Origin of the sequence: Pseudomonas sp. MSSRFD41 (genome assembly GCF_014230245.1) — a bacterium.
GTDB lineage: Bacteria > Pseudomonadota > Gammaproteobacteria > Pseudomonadales > Pseudomonadaceae > Aquipseudomonas > Aquipseudomonas piscis.
Window position 1 is genome coordinate 105,040 of sequence record NZ_JACKZK010000015.1, and the last position, 15,265, is coordinate 120,304.

The window sequence follows — 15,265 nt, forward strand, 5'->3', positions numbered from 1 at the left end:
ACCTGTCATTGCCTCAGAAGTAGGTGGTCGCCCCCGCGAAGAACGCCCGACCGGGCACGTAGAAGTTGGTCGAGCCGTCCCGCAGGTCCTTGTCCAGCAGGTTCTGTACCCCGCCATTCAAGGTCAGCCACTTGGTCAGGGCCAGGTTGGCCGTCAGGTCGTAGGTGGTGTAGGACTGCACGAAGTCATTGCGTCTCCCCCGCTGCTTGCCCACATGCTGCGCCGACAGTTCGGTACTCAAGCGATCGTTGACCTGCCAGTCCAGCGCACTGAACAGCGAGAGCTTGGGCGCACTGATCAGGTCCTCGCCGGTGGACAGGTTGCGGCTTTCCAGCATGTAGGTGGCGTTGGTGCGCCAGTTCACCGAGTCGCCCAGCGGGATCCGGGTGGTGCCTTCCCAGCCGCGGGTCCGAGCCTTGTCGATATTTTCCAGCATGGTCCACCAGCGACCTTGGAATTGCCCCAGCGGACCATATTCGATCTTGTCGGTGAAATCGGTATGGAAGTAGGTCAGGCCCAGCTCCCAGTCGTCATGGTTGAAGGACACGCCGATCTCTTTGTTGGTACTGGTTTCGGGCGTCAGGTCCGGGTTACCGGCCATCCAGCAACTGCCCCGGACATACCCCAGGGGCTTCAGCGAGCCACAGCCACGGCCACCGGATTCGGTCGCCGCGCCGGCGCTGCCTTCCTTCAGGCTCGGTGCACGAAAGCCCTTGGATACCCCGCCCCGCACCGTCCAGTCCGCATGCGGGTGGTAGACCACATAGGCCCGCGGGCTGTTGTGATTGCCGTACTTGTCGCTGTGGTCGAAGCGGTTGCCCAGGGTCAGGGACAGGTTGTCCAGGAGGAACAGCTCATCCTCGATGAAGGCCGCCGAATAATCACCCTTCAGGGTCGAGCCACTGACCGGCGCGCCCTTGTAGTCCACCGGCACCGTGCCCAGGGTGTCGGTGTTGGTCAGCTCTTCACGCTTCCATTGCCCACCGGCGGTCAAGCGCTGGTCCACCAGCCACTCGAACGGCAGGTTCAGGCTGCCTTCGACGATCTTCTCCTCGGAACTGGCCTTGCCCCAGTCGATATCGTTGCGGTACTTGTTCAGGTAGGCATCGAGTTTCGAGGTACCGAAACTCCACTCCCCGACATGGGACAGGATGTAGCTGTCGCGGATCAGGCGGCTGGGGCCAAAGGCTCCGCCGATGGTTTCATCCCAATCACCGAAGGTCTTCTTCGAGGACCAGGCGCGCTCTACGCCATGCACAGCCTCGAAAGACAAGCTCTGCTCATCGTTGACCTGCCAGTCCAGCAAGGCGTTCAGGCTCTGGTCCTTGGCGCCTCCAGCCCCGTCGCCATACATGAATTCGCCCTTCGAATCGAGACGGGCCTCGACCTCGTCCGCCGCCCGCCGAGTCACGTTGGCTCCCAGGCGCAGGCCCAGGGATTCGGTCAATGGACCGGACAGGTTGGCACTGTACTGGGTGGTCTGGCCGCGGTCGGAATCCTTGGGCACGGTGATATGGGTACTGGCCGAACCGCTCCAGGTCCGCGACACCTTGCGGGTGATGATATTGATCACCCCACCCATGGCATCCGAGCCATAAAGCGAGGACATCGGCCCACGGACGATCTCGATGCGCTCGATCATGTTCGGCGAGATCCAGTTCAGGTCCTGGCGCGCCAAGTCACGGCGGTAGCTGATATCCCCGGAGCTGCCGACCCGCTTGCCGTCCACCAGGATCAGCGTGTACTTGTCGTCCAGCCCCCGCAGCTTGATCTTCGACTGCTCGCCCACCGGGCCGAAACCGCCCGTCACGCCCGGCACCCGGCGCAACAGGGTATTGAGGTCATAGACCGGCTGGCGTTCGATTTCCTCACGGGTGATGACGCTGACACTGGCCGGCGCATCCTTGAGATCAGTGGCACCGCCACTGGCCGTGACGAAGGCGGTATCCAATTCCAACGGTGTCGGCTTGGACGCTTCACCGGCTTCGCCAGCTTGTGCCAACGGGCCAAGCAGGCCAACGCCAGCACTCAATAGAAGGGAGTTGAACACGCAGGAGCTGAGTTTCATTACACGCAATCCTTGTCGAACCAATGCACCTTAACGGTGCGCTAAGGGAGAGAGGGATCGGAGTGTAATACTAATGATTATCATTTAGACATTAAAAAGTTACAGAACTGACATATTCAGCCGCGTCTGAATCGAGCTCCTACGCGCGTGTCGCGCGGTGTCATTGTTCAGTCCACCTCCTCGTAGGGCAGCCCCACGTAGTTCTCGGCGATGCTCAACTGGCCCGCAGGGGAATGGAGGAAATACTCACGGTCGGCCTGTTGCATCTTGTGCGCCCAGGCGTCCTGGTGCTCGCCAAAATCGTGCAGCAAATGGGTCATGAACCAGCTAAACCGTTCTCCTTTCCAGACCCGGCGCAGGGCCAGTGCCGAATATCTGGACAGCAGCTCCAAGCGCCCTTGTCGATAGACCTTGAGCAGGATCCGGTATAGGTAGTGCACATCGGACGCCGCCAGGTTCAGGCCCTTGGCCCCGGTGGGCGGGACGATATGGGCTGCATCTCCCACCAGGAACAACTTGCCATGCTGCATCGGCTCCACCACATAGCTGCGCAAGGGCGCAATGCTCTTTTCCAGCGCTGGGCCGGTCACCAGGCGCTGAGCCAGGTCAGCAGGCAAGCGCACCTTGAGTTCCTCCCAGAAACGCCGGTCAGACCAATCCTCGAGCTTGTCGCCCAATGGCACTTGCAGGTAGTAACGACTGCGGGTCAGGGAACGCTGACTACACAGCACGAAACCCCGGTCGTGCTGTGCATAGACCAGCTCAGGGTTGACCGGCGGAGTATCGGCCAGCAGCCCCAACCAGCCAAAGGGATACTCACGCGCATAGTGTGTGAGTGATTCCTGGGGAATGCTTTGCCGGGCCACGCCATGGAAGCCGTCGCACCCGGCGATGTAGTCACAGTCGATCCGCAATGACCCACCGCCCTGCTCACAAGTGATGTAAGGCCGCTCGCCTCGCAGATCATGCAGTTGCACCTGGCTTACCGAATAGAGCGTCACTGCACCGCAGGCTGCTCGGGCTTGCATCAGGTCGCGGGTGACTTCGGTCTGGCCATAGACCATCACGGTCTTGCCAGCGGTCAACGCCTTGAGGTCGATGCGCACCCGTCGAGCGCCCAGCAGCAGCTCCACGCCTTCGTGGACCAGCCCGTCGGCTTCCATGCGCCGGGCCACACCGGCTTCGCGCAACAGGTCCACCGTGCCTTGTTCCAGCACCCCGGCACGGATGCGTCCCAATACGTATTCCGGGGTCTGGCGTTCGAGAATCACCGTATCGATGCCAGCCTGGTGCAGCAATTGGCCCAACAGCAAACCGGACGGGCCGGCACCGATAATCGCAACCTGAGTCTTCATTGTCGTCGTCTCGCAGGGCATTCCCAGTGCGCCATGGGGCCTGGCGCGGAATTTATGGTTTTTGTTGTCAACCTGCATTTTTGCCGATGAAATCTGCAAAAAATGATGATAAACCCATTATTTAATGCACTTTTACAAACTGCGTTCGATTATCGAGCATGTTGTCGATCCGTCTCGAAGGTAGCCCAGCCATGAAAGCCAGTCTCTCCAGCATCCCGGTCTTCAAGCTCTACGGCGAGAACCAGGCCTGGCCGACCCCGGACCTGCTGCACTGCGAATCCATCCCCGAACGCAGCAGCCTGCACCACTGGGAGATCAAGCCCCATCGCCACGCAGACCTCTACCAGTTGCTGTATCTGCAACGAGGCCAGGCCTGGCTGGAAATCGAAGGACAACAGCGGGAAGTGCGAGAAGCCGCGATCCAGGTGATACCGCCACTGGTGGTCCATGGCTTCAGGTTTTCCGCCGATATCCAGGGTTATGTGCTGACCCTGGCGGTGCCGCTGGTCGCCCACCTGGAAACGCAACTGGGCGCACCGTCGACAGTGCTGGCCAGCTCCGGCTGCTACCCGGTCGGGCGCGAGCGACGCAGCCTCGACACGCTGTTCAAACACCTGCAGCACGAATATGAAGGCAGCGCCTCGGCCCGAGACCTGCTGCTGCATTCGCTGGTCAACGTATTGATGATCTGGATCGCCCGCCGTGGCCAGCAAAACGTCGCCCCCAGCAACCGCAGCGAACGCCGCCAGCAATGGCTGGGGCAATTCATCAAGCTGGTGGAACAGCACTATCGGGAACACCCGACGGTGGAATCCCTGGCCCATCGCATCGGCCTGTCCAGCGTGCACCTCAACACCCTGTGCCGGGAACTGGCCGGACAGACCGCGCTACAGATTATCCACCAGCGCCTGATGCTGGAGGCCAAGCGCAGCCTGGTGTACAGCAACATCGGTATCAGCCAGCTAGCGGATCAGCTGGGTTTCAGCGATCCCACCTACTTCTCGCGGTTCTTCAAGCGTCTTGGCGGCCAATCGCCCAACGCCTTCCGGCAAGATTGCAGCCGCCAACGCCAGGACCATCGCTAGGCGCGCAAACACAACGCCCGGGCATGGCCCGGGCGTGTTCGACAGCCTTTGGCCTCAGGCCTTGCGCGTCCTGGGCAGGAAGATCGCCAATACACCGAACAGCGGCAGGAACGAGCACAGGAAATACACATGCTCGATACCGTGCAGGTCCGCCAGGTGCCCCAGCAGTGCGGCGCCGATCCCGCCAAAACCGAACATCAGGCCGAAGAATATCCCGGCGATCATGCCCACCTTGCCTGGTACCAGTTCCTGGGCGTAGACCACGATGGCCGAGAACGCCGAGGCCAGGATGAAGCCGATCACCACGCTCAGTACGCTGGTCCAGAACAGGTCGACATGGGGCAGCAACAGGGTGAACGGCGCCACTCCGAGGATCGAGAACCAGATCACCGCCTTGCGCCCGATCTTGTCGCCGATGGGACCGCCGAAGAAGGTCCCCGCCGCCACCGCTCCCAGGAACAGGAACAAGTGCAACTGCGAGCTAGCCACCGACAGGTCGAACTTCTCGATCAGGTAGAAGGTGAAGTAGCTGGTGAAGCTGGCCATGTAGAAATACTTGGAGAACACCAGCAGCCCCAGTACCACCAACGCGCTGATCACTCGTTCCCTGGACAGCCCGTGGACCGCGGCCTGGCCCTGCTTGAGCTGGTACAGGCGCAAGTGGTTGGCGTACCAGCGACTGATGGCATATAGCACCACCAGGGCGAAGAGCGCGAACAGGCCGAACCAGGCCACGTTGCCCTGGCCATAGGGGATGATGATCGCCGCTGCCAGCAGTGGGCCGAACGCGGTGCCAGCATTGCCGCCCACCTGGAAGCTCGATTGCGCCAGGCCATAGCGACCGCCAGACGCCAGCCGCGCCACCCGGGAAGCCTCCGGGTGGAAAGTCGAGGAGCCGATGCCGATCAACCCCGAAGCCAGCAGGATCAAGCCGAAGCTGCCCACCTGGGACATCATCAGGATGCCGACCAGGGTGCAGATCATTCCCGCCGGTAACAGGAACGGCTGGGGCCGACGGTCGGTGTAGTAGCCCACCCAGGGCTGCAGCAACGATGCCGTGAGCTGGAAGGTCAGGGTGATCAGGCCGACCTGGGTAAACGTCAGGCCATAGTTGGCCTTGAGCATCGGGTAGATCGCCGGCATCACCGCCTGGATCAGGTCGTTGATCAGGTGCGCCAGGGCCACCGCGCCAATGATGCGCAGGACCAGCGGGCTGCCTTGGGAAGCGGGAGAAGCCGTCGTTGCGACAGGCTGGGCATTGCTGATAGCCATAGGATTGTTTCCGTACAACGGGTGGATGCACAGGGGCAGGTGCGTCAATGTGCCACTTTTGCCGGCACTCAGGCCATCCCCTTAGCTTGCTAACGACCTGTTTCGCTCGCAATGCATCGCTGCATCTCGAGCCGCCAGTTGCGACTGGGCGATAGCAGCAAAGCGGGGATTTTGATAAGCGGTTGATAGCGTGGATATTTTTTTTAAAAAAACGCTTGACGCATGTTCGTTCTGAGCGAATAATGCGCGCCACTTGGCTACATAGCTCAGTTGGTTAGAGCATAGCATTCATAATGCTGGGGTCCGGGGTTCAAGTCCCTGTGTAGCCACCAAGTACCGAAAAACGGCTTACCGCAAGGTAGGCCGTTTTTTTATGTCCGCGAAAAAGTACCCGGGATTACGCCTCATTGATCCACAATCGCGACACCCGCATTGAGCGCCGGTGCTGCCTGGGATAGAACACCCGGGCAGTGTTCGTGAGAGCTGCGCAATCCTCACTTCTAGGGCTCGACCATGACAATAAAAACCACAGGGACTTCCCTCGCCCCCTGGCTGTTCTCGCTTCTGGCCGTGACCTGTGCCCCGGCCTTCGCCGACCAGGCCAGCGCGCCATCTTCCAACCTGCTGACCGCCGCCGTGGCCTGGCGACAGACCGCCGCCGAGTTCCAGGCGCTGTACTACCAGGGCTTCAACGTGGCCAGGATGCAACTGGACCAGGCCCTGCAACAACGCAAGGCCGGCGACCGCCCGCTGGCGATCATCAGCGATATCGACGACACCGTGCTCAGCAGCAACAGCTACTGGGGCTACCTGATCAACTCGGACAAGGAATTCTTCGATGACGCCGCCTGGGACCAGTGGGTCGCCGACAACGGCCCGGTCGCCACCCCGGGGGCCGTGGACTTCCTCAAGTACGCCCAGTCCAAGGGCGTCGAAGTGTTCTACGTCACCAGCCGCGACCAGGGCGAGAAGACCTATGAATACGCCCTGGCCAACCTGCGCCACAACCAGCTGCCGTTCGCCGACGAACAGCACCTGACGGTGTATCGCGACAGCTCCAACAAGGAACCGCGCCAGCAGGAAATCGCCAAGGACCACAACGTGGTGGTGATGCTCGGCGACAACCTCAACGACTTCAAACGCAAGTACTACGTGGCCGACGTCCAGCAGCGCAGCCAACTGATGAACGAAGACCGCGAGCAGTTCGGGCGCAAGTTCATCCTCTTCCCCAACCCCACTGACGGCCATTGGCTGAAGGCGATCTTCGGCGACTCCGAACCACCGGCCACCCCGGAGAACCGCACCAAGTTCAAGGCGGCCGCCGGAGCGAATGCCTGGCAGGAAAAGGCCGCCAAGCCTTAGGCTCCCACCCTCCACCATGGCCTTTACCGGGCCATGGTTGCGCCCTTCCCCAATCCCGCAGGCGGTAGATATGAACGCTTCCGAAACCCCGACGCCCCTGCATACCCAACGCTTGGTCCTGCGCAGTGCCGATCAAGACCAAGCCCCGGCCCTGCAGCGTTACCTCCTGGATAACCGCGAGCACCTCGCGCCCTGGGAGCCGCTGCGCGACGAGGAGTACTTCCAGCTTGCGGCGGTGGCCCAGCGGCTAGGGGACATGGCAGGCAAAGTCGCCACGCAAGAGGCCCGGCACTGGTTGCTGTTCGATCGCGACGAGCAGCACGTACTGGGGGCCTGCAACTTCACCAACATCGTGCGAGGTGCGTTCCAGGCCTGCCACCTGGGTTTTGCCCTGGCTCGACACGCCCAGGGCCGAGGCCTGATGCACGAAGCCCTGCAAGCGGCCATTGGCCATGCCTTCGATGAACTGCAACTGCATCGGATCATGGCCAACCACCGCCCCGAGAACCTGCGCAGCGCCCAACTGCTTGCGCGCCTGGGCTTCGAACAAGAAGGCCGGGCCCGCGCCTACCTGAAGATCAACGGTGAATGGGCCGACCATGTGCTGACCGCGTTGATCAACCCTCGACCGATGTAAGTCGGCCATCCATCAACAGCACCGCAACGCAAAAAAACCGCAGCGAGCTGCGGTTTTCTCAGGGTCAGTTGAACGGTTGCGGACGCGGGGTCTGCGCCGAGGATGGCGGCAGCATTGGCAGCTTGAAGTCCGGCTGGTCACCGGTCAGGGTCTCCAGAAATGCGACGATCTGGCCGACCTGCGAGGTGTCCAGCTTGCGTCCCAACTGCAAGCGGGCCATGACGTCCACCGCCTCGTCCAGGCTCCAGTAGGCGCCGTCGTGGAAGTAGGGATAGGTCAGCGCCACGTTGCGCAGGGTCGGGACCTTGAAACGCATCCGGTCGGCGTCCTTGCCGGTCAGCCCGGCGACGCCCTGGGCCGGGTTCTTGGTCACGTAGGGCTCGATCATGCCCATCTTCTGGAACGAGCTGCCGCCCACCGCCTCGCCGTTGTGGCAGGCCACGCAGCCGATGGACTTGAACAACTGGTAGCCCTTGAGCGCGGTGGGACTGATGGCCGCCTGGTCGCCCTGCAGCCAGCGGTCGAAGGGCGCGTTTGGGGTCACCAGGGTGTCTTCGAAGGCCGCGATGGCGTTGGTCACGTCATCGAACTGGATGCCATCGTCACCATAGACCCGCTTGAACGAGGCCCGGTATTGCGGGATGGAGCGCAGCACATCCACCGCCAGGTCGTGGGTGAAGCCCATCTCTCCCGGGTTGGCGATGGGGCCGCCGGCCTGCTCCTGGAGCGTGGCGGCGCGGCCGTCCCAGAACTGGGCGATGCTCAGGCCCGAGTTGAGCACCGTGGGCGAATTGATCGGCCCCTGGTGCCAGTTGTGGCCGATGGAGGTCGGCAGGTTGTCGCTGCCACCCATGCTCAGGTTGTGGCAGGAGTTGCAGGAAATGAACCCGGACTTGGACAAGCGTGGATCGAAGAACAATTGCTTGCCCAGCTCCACCTTGTCGACATCCGTGATCTTCGCCGGCTGCACCGGCTGGATCGGTTCGCTGGGCGTCGTCCCCCACGCCTGGCTCCCCCACAGCAATCCGAAAACAAGCAACCACTTACTCGTGTACATGGCGTCCTCTCATCAGGCTTTATGGTTTGCCACCAACCATGTGCCCAACGGCTGCCAGGTGCCCTGATTCAGGTCAATCGGTGCAGGTTGAAGCGCCCAGCCGGCCGGTAAAGCCCAACGACGCTTCCTGCTGCTGTACATTGCCCCCACGGACGACACCTCGATTCCCCTGCGAACGGAGCTCAACACGTGTTCTCGACCCTCCCCTCCCGCTATCGCCAGCTGGCCGGCATCGGCCTGGTCGCCGCCGCCCTGGGCCTTGCCGCCTGCCACAACCCGCCGGCATCCAGCGCCCTGCCGCCCGCCCCGGAAGTCGCCTCGGGCTACCGCACCGACATGCAGACCCGGCACGCCACCAAGCACATGGCCGCTGCCGCCAACCCGCTGGCTGCCGAGGCCGGGCGCGAAATGCTGCGCAAGGGTGGCTCGGCCATCGATGCGGCGATCGCCATGCAGGCCGTACTGACCCTGGTGGAACCGCAATCCTCGGGGATCGGCGGCGGGGCGATGATCGTGCTTTGGGATGGCAAGGCCGTGCGCACCTATGACGGCCGCGAAACCGCCCCGGCGGGCGCCACCGAGAAGCTGTTCCTGCAGGCCGACGGCAAGCCCATGCCCTTCCCCCAGGCGCAGATCGGCGGACGCTCGGTGGGCACTCCCGGGGTCTTGCGTGCCCTGGAGATGGCCCACAAGCAACACGGACGCCTGCCCTGGGCGCAACTGTTCGACCCGGCGATCCGCCTGGCCGAGCAAGGCTTCGCCATCTCGCCACGGCTGCACACCATGATCAGCAGCGACAGCGCCCTGCCGCGCTCGCCGGACATGGCCGCCTACTTCCTCAATGCCGACGGCACGCCCAAGGCCGTCGGCACCCTGCTGAAGAACCCGCAGCTGGCCGCGGTGCTCAAGCGCATCGCCCAGGAAGGCCCGGACGCGCTGTACAAGGGGCCGATCGCCGCCCAGATCGTGGCCAAGGTCCAGGGCCACGCCAACCCCGGCAGCCTGTCGCTCACCGACCTGCAGAACTACCGCGCCAAGGAACGCGCGCCACTGTGCAGCGACTACAAGCGCTGGCAGGTCTGCGGCATGCCGCCGCCCTCCTCCGGGGGCGTGGCGGTGGCGCAGATCCTCGGCACCCTGCAAGCCCTTGAGCAGCGTGATCCACGCTACGCCCTGGCCAACCTCAAGCCGCAGAAAACCCAACAGCCGGCGGGCCTGGAACCGGCGCCACAGGCGGTCCACCTGATCGCCGAGGCCGAGCGCCTGGCCTATGCCGACCGCGGCCTGTACGTGGCCGACAGCGACTTCGTGCCGGTGCCGGTGGCCGGCCTGATCGCCCCGGACTACCTGGCCAGTCGTGCCGCCCTGATCGGCGAGCGCAGCATGGGCCAGGCCGAGCCCGGCAAACCGCGGGGCATCCAGGTGGCCTATGCGCCGGACCGTTCGCCGATGCGCATCTCCACTTCCCAGGTCGTGGCGGTGGATGACCAGGGCGGCGCGGTGTCCATGACCACCACGGTGGAAGCGGCGTTCGGCTCGCACCTGATGGTCCAGGGCTTCATGCTCAACAACCAGCTGACCGATTTCTCCTTCATTCCCGAGGAGAACGGCCAGCCGGTGGCCAACCGCGTGCAGCCGGGCAAGCGCCCGCGTTCGTCCATGGCGCCGACCCTGGTCTTCGATCGCGCCAGCGGCGAGCTGCTGGCCAGCGTCGGCTCTCCCGGCGGCTCGCAGATCATCGAGTACGTGGCCAAGTCGGTGATCGGCATGCTCGACTGGAACCTCGACCCGCAAGCCGCCGTCGGCCTGCCCAACTTCGGCAGCCGCAACGGCCCCACCGAGCTGGAGCAGGGCCAGTTCAGCCCGGCGCTGAAACAGGCGTTGCAGGCCCAGGGTCACCAGGTGAATGAAATCGACATGACCAGCGGCACCCAGGCCATCGTTCGCGTGCGCGATGCGAAGGGCAAGGCGTCCTGGGCCGGTGGCGCCGACCCACGGCGTGAAGGCGAGGCGCTGGGGGACTGAAGGTTCTGCGCTGCGCCCGAGGGCTGGCCGTGAGGCTGGCCTTTTTTGTGGACCTGTATGCTGTTTTTTGCAGCGCTCTGTATCTGATCGGGCAGGAAGTTCTGCCCTAGCATCAGCGCTTGCCAACTGAGGAACAGACGATGCAGCCGATCCCCGCCGATATCACCATCCCAGGCCTGAGTGTGCATCGCCTGGGCCTTCAGGACCTGGAACTGGTGTGCGCCCACCGCCAGGCGATGTTCCTCGACGCCGGCCACCCGCCTGCCACCTTGCAGGTCATGACCGAACACTTTCGTCCCTGGCTGCATCAACGCCTGGTAGACGGTCGTTACTACGGTTTCGTGCTGCTGGAAGCCGAGCAGCCCGTGGCCAGCATCGGCCTGATGAACATCGACTGGCCGCCCCACCCGGCTCACCCTACCCAGGATCAACGCGGCTACGTGCTCAATGTCTACGTCGAGCCCAGCCACCGCCGCCGGGGCCTGGCCACGGCGCTGATGCAACTGGCGGACGCCGAGTTCCAGCAACGCGGCCTGGGTTTCGCCATCCTGCATGCCACTCGCTCCGGCCAACCCCTCTACCAGGGCCTGGGCTGGGCCGCCACCAGCGAAATGGCCAAGCCCCTGCAACCCTTCGCGTAACCACGCCCTGACCACCCTAGGTGAAATCCGCTTGTCCCTGTGCGGCGAACACCTGCATCCGCTGTTTCGCGTGAAGGCCGATGTAGGGATCAGCGACGCCCTGGAGGCGGCCATGGCGCTATGCTTGGGCGGCACACTTTCCTGGCGGAGATGGGCAAGGCACCGATGGACGACGTGCACGCCACGCTCTCTGCATGACCTGATCGTCACTCAAGCCGGCGGCCTGTACGGGTAGATCCAACGATTTGCCCGTACATCACCTGACGCACTCAGCGACTTGTTCAAGTCCCAGGACGGGACTAGGATCGCGCCATGAGAATTATTGCAGTCAGCCAGTTGAAGACCTTCTGGGAACGCTACCCGGACGCAGAACAACCCCTGCTGGCCTGGCTCGATGAAGCAAGGAATGCGCAGTGGTCCAACCCTGCGCAGATCAAGGACCAATATCGCAACGCCAGCATTCTCAAAAGCCGCAGGGTGGTCTTCAACATCAAGGGCAACGAGTATCGACTGATCGTTGCCGTGGCCTATCGTTTCGGCGCGCTCTACATCGAGTTCGTAGGTACACGCCGACAGTACGCTGCCATCGACGCTGACAGCGTAGACAGGGAGTAACCCGCATGAACATCCGCCCCATCCACACCGACCGGGACTATCGCGCAGCGCTGAAAAGCGTCTCGCCGCTGTTCGACAACGAACCACAACCGGGAACCCCTGAAGGCGATTACTTCGACGTGATGATCACCCTGATCGAAGCGTACGAAGCCAGGCAGTTCCCCATCGACCTGCCCAACCCGATCGAGGCGATCAAGTTCCGCATGGAACAATCCGGGCTGTCAGCCGCCGACCTGGTCCCCGCCATCGGCCGTACCAACCGCGTCTATGAAGTGCTCAACGGCAAGCGCGCGCTCACCTTGCCCATGATCTGGAAACTGCACCAATTGTTCGGCATTCCCGCCCAGAGCCTGATCAAGCCCATAAAGTCATCCTGAGCACCACGGCCGGGCTTGAGCTTGCCCTTAGGTAAAGGCCCAACATGCCGGCAAGCCCAACACCACCCAGGACGCTCCATGCTCACCATCGGACAAATGGCCCGCTGCCACGGCCTCACCACCAAGACCCTGCGCCACTACGACAGCATCGGCCTGTTCGCCCCCACACTCACCGGGCGCGACAACGGCTATCGCTACTACAGCCCGCAGCAGATCGCCACCCTCGGCCGGATCGTCTGGCTGCGCCAGTTGGGCATGTCCCTGGAGGACATCCGTAGCCTGGCCGACCAGGGCGGCCTGGACAGCCCGCCGGCCATGGAGCAGGCGCTGCAAGAGCAGGCGCGGCAATTGGAAAGCGAGATCGCTCGCGGCCAGAAGGTGCTGGGCCACCTGCAACGCTACCTGGCCCAACCCCCACGCCAGTTGCCCAAGGCCCAGGTGCCGGAACGGGTCTTTCTCCGCGCGCAACGGATCATCGGCATGGCCTGGCAGCAGGGCGACGCGGGCTCCATCCCCGAGTTGTGGCAACGCTTCGAACCCCGCGAGCAGGAGATCCAGCGCCTGGCCGAGCCAACGGGCACCTATGGCATCTGCCAGCCCCTGGACGACAATCAATGGCGCTACATAGCCGGCCTGCCGGTGGCCGCCGACGCGCCCCTGGTGCCGGGCATGGTGGAATTGCAAATCCCCGCCGGCCACTACGCCCGGGTAGAGCACCACGGCACCGTGCAAACCCTGCCGGAAACCTTCCGCGCCGCCTACAGCGAATGGCTGCCCGCCGCCGGGCTGCTGCCTGTGGACGCGGTGGAGTTCGAGTACAGCGGTGAACGCTTCCTGGGGCCGATGCACCCCGACAGCGTGGTGGAGTTGTATATCCCGCTCGGCGCCTGAGGCCCTGGCATCGGGGCGACCGCTGGTCACCCCCTTCGCCCCACGGCTTGCCGGTCAGCAAAAATGCATCGGATACCGCTATGCTCTGCCCCATTCCCCGAGGTAACCGAGCGCAGGACCGATGAGTTTCCAGGCAAACGTGTTGAAGCAGATCACAGGTATCCGCCATGAGTTCTCCACCATCGGCGCGACATTACCGGCCAGCCTGTTCTTCTGCTCCCAGGTGCACAGCGGCGATGTCATCGAGGCCAGCACGACGTTGCCCAGCGGGATCATCCGTGGCGACGCGGTGCTGACCCGCTCCAACCGGCCAATCGCCGTGGTCACCGCCGACTGCCTGCCGATCCTGATCAGCAGCAATGACGGCTCCTGGGTTGCGGCGGTGCATGGCGGCTGGAAGGGCCTGCACGGCGGGATCATCGCCAATGTGCTGCAACACCTGGCAGCCAAGGGGGTTGAAGCACACCAGGTGCGGGTCGCCATCGGCCCCTCGATCAAGCCTTGCTGCTACGAGGTCAGCGCCGACTTCGTCGCCCCGTTCTCGGCGGACCCGCAGCGCCCCTGGCCTGCCAGCCAGCCCCCCTGGAGCCATGAACAGCCGGCACCGCTGCTGCCATCGCAGATCACTCCGCCTTCGGCCAGCCAGCAAGGCTCCCTGTGGTTCGACCTGAGCCGCTACGCCGTGCATCTGCTGCATGCCGCTGGCGTGGCGGACGAGCAGATCGAGATCAGCCCGCTCTGCACTTATTGCTCCACCCCGAGCCTGGCCAGCTACCGGCGCCGAGGCCATCGGGGCGAGGAAAAGACCTTCCAGTATTCCTGGATCGGCCGCACGGCCACGCGCTGAGCACCAACATCGAGATGGGCTTGTCCTGCAAGCTGGGGTAACGTGGCCGCCTTTTTCAGGCCCAACCCAAGGAGTGCCCGTGTCTGACAACCTCTACGCCCCGCCCCAGGCGGACCTGGCCACCACCCTGCCGGAAGCGAAACAGCCGCCGTTCTACGTGGTATCCCGGGGCAAGTTCCTCACCCTGTTCATCCTCACCTTCGGTCTCTACCGAGTGTATTGGGCCTACAAGAACTGGAAGCAGTTCAAGCAGGAGAGCGGCGAGGAGTTGTGGCCGGTGGCCCGGGCGATCTTTGCCATCTTCTTCACCCACGCGCTGTACCGCGAGGCCGATGCCCGGCTCAAGCACAATGGCCTGGCTTTCAAGTGGGAACCGGGTGAACTGGCAACGTTGTTCGTGGTGGCATCGATTGTCCGCAACGTCCTGGACAGCCTGGCGCGCAACAACGTCGGTTTTCCGCAGGTGGATATCGCCAACCTGCTGATGCTGCCCGTGCTGGCCTGGATCACCTGGCTGGGCCAGCGCGGCTTGAACGCTGCGGCTGGCGACCTGCATGGCCAGAGCAACGCCCGCTTCACACCGATCAACTACCTGTTCATGGTGCTCGGGACGGCGCTGCTGGTGGTGGTCTGCCTGGGGATGGTGGTCATGGCCCGCTGAACTCAGGCGCTGACGTAGACCCAGGCCTGGATGCCGGAAGACAGGGTCACGCTGACTCGCTTGTAGTCCGAGACTTCATAGCGGTCGGCGGCCGCCAGTTCCTCGGCAGTGATGCGAAACACCATGCCGGGGATCGGTGCGCTGTCCGCTGTCCCCGGACGCAGGATCGGGTGATGGGTCTTGCCGCTACTGGCCAGCACTTGCGGGTCGGTGATTTCCACCCAGTGCTGGTCGTAACCGAGCATGGCGTCATGGCGACCCTCCAGTTCGCGGCCGAAGTTGGCCAGTTGCACGGCCTTGTCCTGCAGGGTGCCGTAGGAAAAAAGATAAACCGATGCTGGACTCATCCGTAGTGTCCCGATCAAGGTTGTG

At 63.4% G+C, this 15,265-nt stretch carries 16 protein-coding genes and 1 tRNA gene; 12 read left to right on the forward strand and 5 right to left on the reverse strand.

Features of this window, described 5'->3' with window-relative positions:
* Positions 1-13: 13 nt before the first annotated feature.
* Together H7A76_RS21565 and pobA are read right to left on the reverse strand one after the other, a co-directional pair.
* Entirely contained in the window at positions 14-2,068 is a 2,055-nt protein-coding gene (locus tag H7A76_RS21565; protein WP_185700369.1) for a TonB-dependent receptor domain-containing protein, read from the reverse strand.
* Positions 2,069-2,235: 167 nt separating this feature from the next.
* Positions 2,236-3,423 carry a 4-hydroxybenzoate 3-monooxygenase gene (gene pobA, locus H7A76_RS21570; RefSeq protein WP_185700370.1) on the reverse strand — a complete coding sequence of 396 codons (1,188 nt, stop codon included), beginning with the start codon at positions 3,421-3,423 and terminating at the stop codon, positions 2,236-2,238.
* Between the two features lie 191 nt (positions 3,424-3,614).
* Here pobA and H7A76_RS21575 point away from each other — a divergent pair, with 191 nt between their 5' ends.
* Complete coding sequence (locus H7A76_RS21575) at positions 3,615-4,508, forward strand: helix-turn-helix domain-containing protein (RefSeq protein ID WP_185700371.1); 894 nt, start codon at positions 3,615-3,617, stop codon at positions 4,506-4,508.
* Positions 4,509-4,562: 54 nt separating this feature from the next.
* On the opposite strand, the gene H7A76_RS21580 is transcribed toward H7A76_RS21575, so the two are convergent.
* Positions 4,563-5,780 (reverse strand): MFS transporter, encoded by a 1,218-nt coding sequence (locus H7A76_RS21580; RefSeq protein WP_185700372.1) that lies wholly within the window; start codon positions 5,778-5,780, stop codon positions 4,563-4,565.
* 255 nt (positions 5,781-6,035) lie between these two features.
* Here H7A76_RS21580 and H7A76_RS21585 point away from each other — a divergent pair.
* The 3 genes from H7A76_RS21585 to rimJ all read left to right on the forward strand — a co-directional run bounded on the left by H7A76_RS21585 (position 6,036) and on the right by rimJ (position 7,779).
* Positions 6,036-6,112: transfer RNA gene (locus H7A76_RS21585), tRNA-Met, on the forward strand.
* Between the two features lie 181 nt (positions 6,113-6,293).
* Positions 6,294-7,142, forward strand: coding sequence for a 5'-nucleotidase, lipoprotein e(P4) family (locus H7A76_RS21590; protein WP_185700373.1), 849 nt, complete (start codon positions 6,294-6,296; stop codon positions 7,140-7,142).
* 70 nt (positions 7,143-7,212) lie between these two features.
* Positions 7,213-7,779: a ribosomal protein S5-alanine N-acetyltransferase gene (rimJ, locus tag H7A76_RS21595; protein ID WP_185700374.1), complete on the forward strand. Its 567-nt coding sequence runs from the start codon at positions 7,213-7,215 to the stop codon at positions 7,777-7,779.
* A gap of 64 nt (positions 7,780-7,843) precedes the next feature.
* Here the strand turns inward: rimJ and H7A76_RS21600 are convergent, their stop codons facing one another.
* On the reverse strand, positions 7,844-8,836 hold the full coding sequence (locus H7A76_RS21600) for a cytochrome-c peroxidase (protein WP_185700375.1): 993 nt from the start codon (positions 8,834-8,836) through the stop codon (positions 7,844-7,846).
* Between the two features lie 189 nt (positions 8,837-9,025).
* Between H7A76_RS21600 and ggt the strand changes: the two genes are divergently transcribed.
* The 8 genes from ggt (at position 9,026) to H7A76_RS21640 (ending at position 14,893) form a co-directional block, all read left to right on the forward strand.
* A complete protein-coding gene (gene ggt / locus H7A76_RS21605) occupies positions 9,026-10,861 on the forward strand; it encodes a gamma-glutamyltransferase (protein WP_185700376.1) in 1,836 nt (611 codons plus the stop codon).
* Positions 10,862-11,001: 140 nt separating this feature from the next.
* Positions 11,002-11,502: a GNAT family N-acetyltransferase gene (locus tag H7A76_RS21610; protein WP_185700377.1), complete on the forward strand. Its 501-nt coding sequence runs from the start codon at positions 11,002-11,004 to the stop codon at positions 11,500-11,502.
* Positions 11,414-11,737, forward strand: coding sequence for a DUF3077 domain-containing protein (locus H7A76_RS21615; protein ID WP_260498042.1), 324 nt, complete (start codon positions 11,414-11,416; stop codon positions 11,735-11,737). The genes H7A76_RS21610 and H7A76_RS21615 overlap by 89 nt, the downstream gene beginning before the upstream one ends.
* Before the next feature lie 77 nt (positions 11,738-11,814).
* Positions 11,815-12,117, forward strand: a complete 303-nt coding sequence (locus tag H7A76_RS21620; protein ID WP_185700378.1) for a type II toxin-antitoxin system HigB family toxin — start codon at positions 11,815-11,817, stop codon at positions 12,115-12,117.
* Positions 12,118-12,122: 5 nt separating this feature from the next.
* Positions 12,123-12,494, forward strand: coding sequence for a type II toxin-antitoxin system HigA family antitoxin (locus H7A76_RS21625; RefSeq protein WP_185700379.1), 372 nt, complete (start codon positions 12,123-12,125; stop codon positions 12,492-12,494).
* A 78-nt stretch (positions 12,495-12,572) separates the two neighbouring features.
* Positions 12,573-13,385, forward strand: a complete 813-nt coding sequence (locus H7A76_RS21630) for a MerR family transcriptional regulator (protein WP_185700380.1) — start codon at positions 12,573-12,575, stop codon at positions 13,383-13,385.
* Between the two features lie 121 nt (positions 13,386-13,506).
* Positions 13,507-14,232 (forward strand): polyphenol oxidase family protein, encoded by a 726-nt coding sequence (locus H7A76_RS21635; RefSeq protein ID WP_185700381.1) that lies wholly within the window; start codon positions 13,507-13,509, stop codon positions 14,230-14,232.
* A 79-nt stretch (positions 14,233-14,311) separates the two neighbouring features.
* The gene (locus H7A76_RS21640) at positions 14,312-14,893 is read left to right on the forward strand and encodes a hypothetical protein (protein WP_185700382.1); all 582 of its coding nucleotides are present in this window, start codon (positions 14,312-14,314) and stop codon (positions 14,891-14,893) included.
* Positions 14,894-14,895: 2 nt separating this feature from the next.
* Here H7A76_RS21640 and H7A76_RS21645 read toward each other — a convergent pair whose 3' ends face one another.
* The gene (locus H7A76_RS21645) at positions 14,896-15,240 is read right to left on the reverse strand and encodes a gamma-glutamylcyclotransferase family protein (RefSeq protein ID WP_185700383.1); all 345 of its coding nucleotides are present in this window, start codon (positions 15,238-15,240) and stop codon (positions 14,896-14,898) included.
* Positions 15,241-15,265: the final 25 nt, after the last annotated feature.

Bases quoted from the DNA above. Each gene is read 5' to 3' on its own strand.
- H7A76_RS21565 (WP_185700369.1), bottom strand. From the start codon at position 2,068: ATGAAACTCAGCTCCTGCGTGTTCAACTCCCTTCTATTGAGTGCTGGC.
- pobA (WP_185700370.1), bottom strand. From the start codon at position 3,423: ATGAAGACTCAGGTTGCGATTATCGGTGCCGGCCCGTCCGGTTTGCTG.
- H7A76_RS21575 (WP_185700371.1), top strand. From the start codon at position 3,615: ATGAAAGCCAGTCTCTCCAGCATCCCGGTCTTCAAGCTCTACGGCGAG.
- H7A76_RS21580 (WP_185700372.1), bottom strand. From the start codon at position 5,780: ATGGCTATCAGCAATGCCCAGCCTGTCGCAACGACGGCTTCTCCCGCT.
- H7A76_RS21590 (WP_185700373.1), top strand. From the start codon at position 6,294: ATGACAATAAAAACCACAGGGACTTCCCTCGCCCCCTGGCTGTTCTCG.
- rimJ (WP_185700374.1), top strand. From the start codon at position 7,213: ATGAACGCTTCCGAAACCCCGACGCCCCTGCATACCCAACGCTTGGTC.
- H7A76_RS21600 (WP_185700375.1), bottom strand. From the start codon at position 8,836: ATGTACACGAGTAAGTGGTTGCTTGTTTTCGGATTGCTGTGGGGGAGC.
- H7A76_RS21610 (WP_185700377.1), top strand. From the start codon at position 11,002: ATGCAGCCGATCCCCGCCGATATCACCATCCCAGGCCTGAGTGTGCAT.
- H7A76_RS21615 (WP_260498042.1), top strand. From the start codon at position 11,414: ATGCCACTCGCTCCGGCCAACCCCTCTACCAGGGCCTGGGCTGGGCCG.
- H7A76_RS21620 (WP_185700378.1), top strand. From the start codon at position 11,815: ATGAGAATTATTGCAGTCAGCCAGTTGAAGACCTTCTGGGAACGCTAC.
- H7A76_RS21625 (WP_185700379.1), top strand. From the start codon at position 12,123: ATGAACATCCGCCCCATCCACACCGACCGGGACTATCGCGCAGCGCTG.
- H7A76_RS21630 (WP_185700380.1), top strand. From the start codon at position 12,573: ATGCTCACCATCGGACAAATGGCCCGCTGCCACGGCCTCACCACCAAG.
- H7A76_RS21635 (WP_185700381.1), top strand. From the start codon at position 13,507: ATGAGTTTCCAGGCAAACGTGTTGAAGCAGATCACAGGTATCCGCCAT.
- H7A76_RS21645 (WP_185700383.1), bottom strand. From the start codon at position 15,240: ATGAGTCCAGCATCGGTTTATCTTTTTTCCTACGGCACCCTGCAGGAC.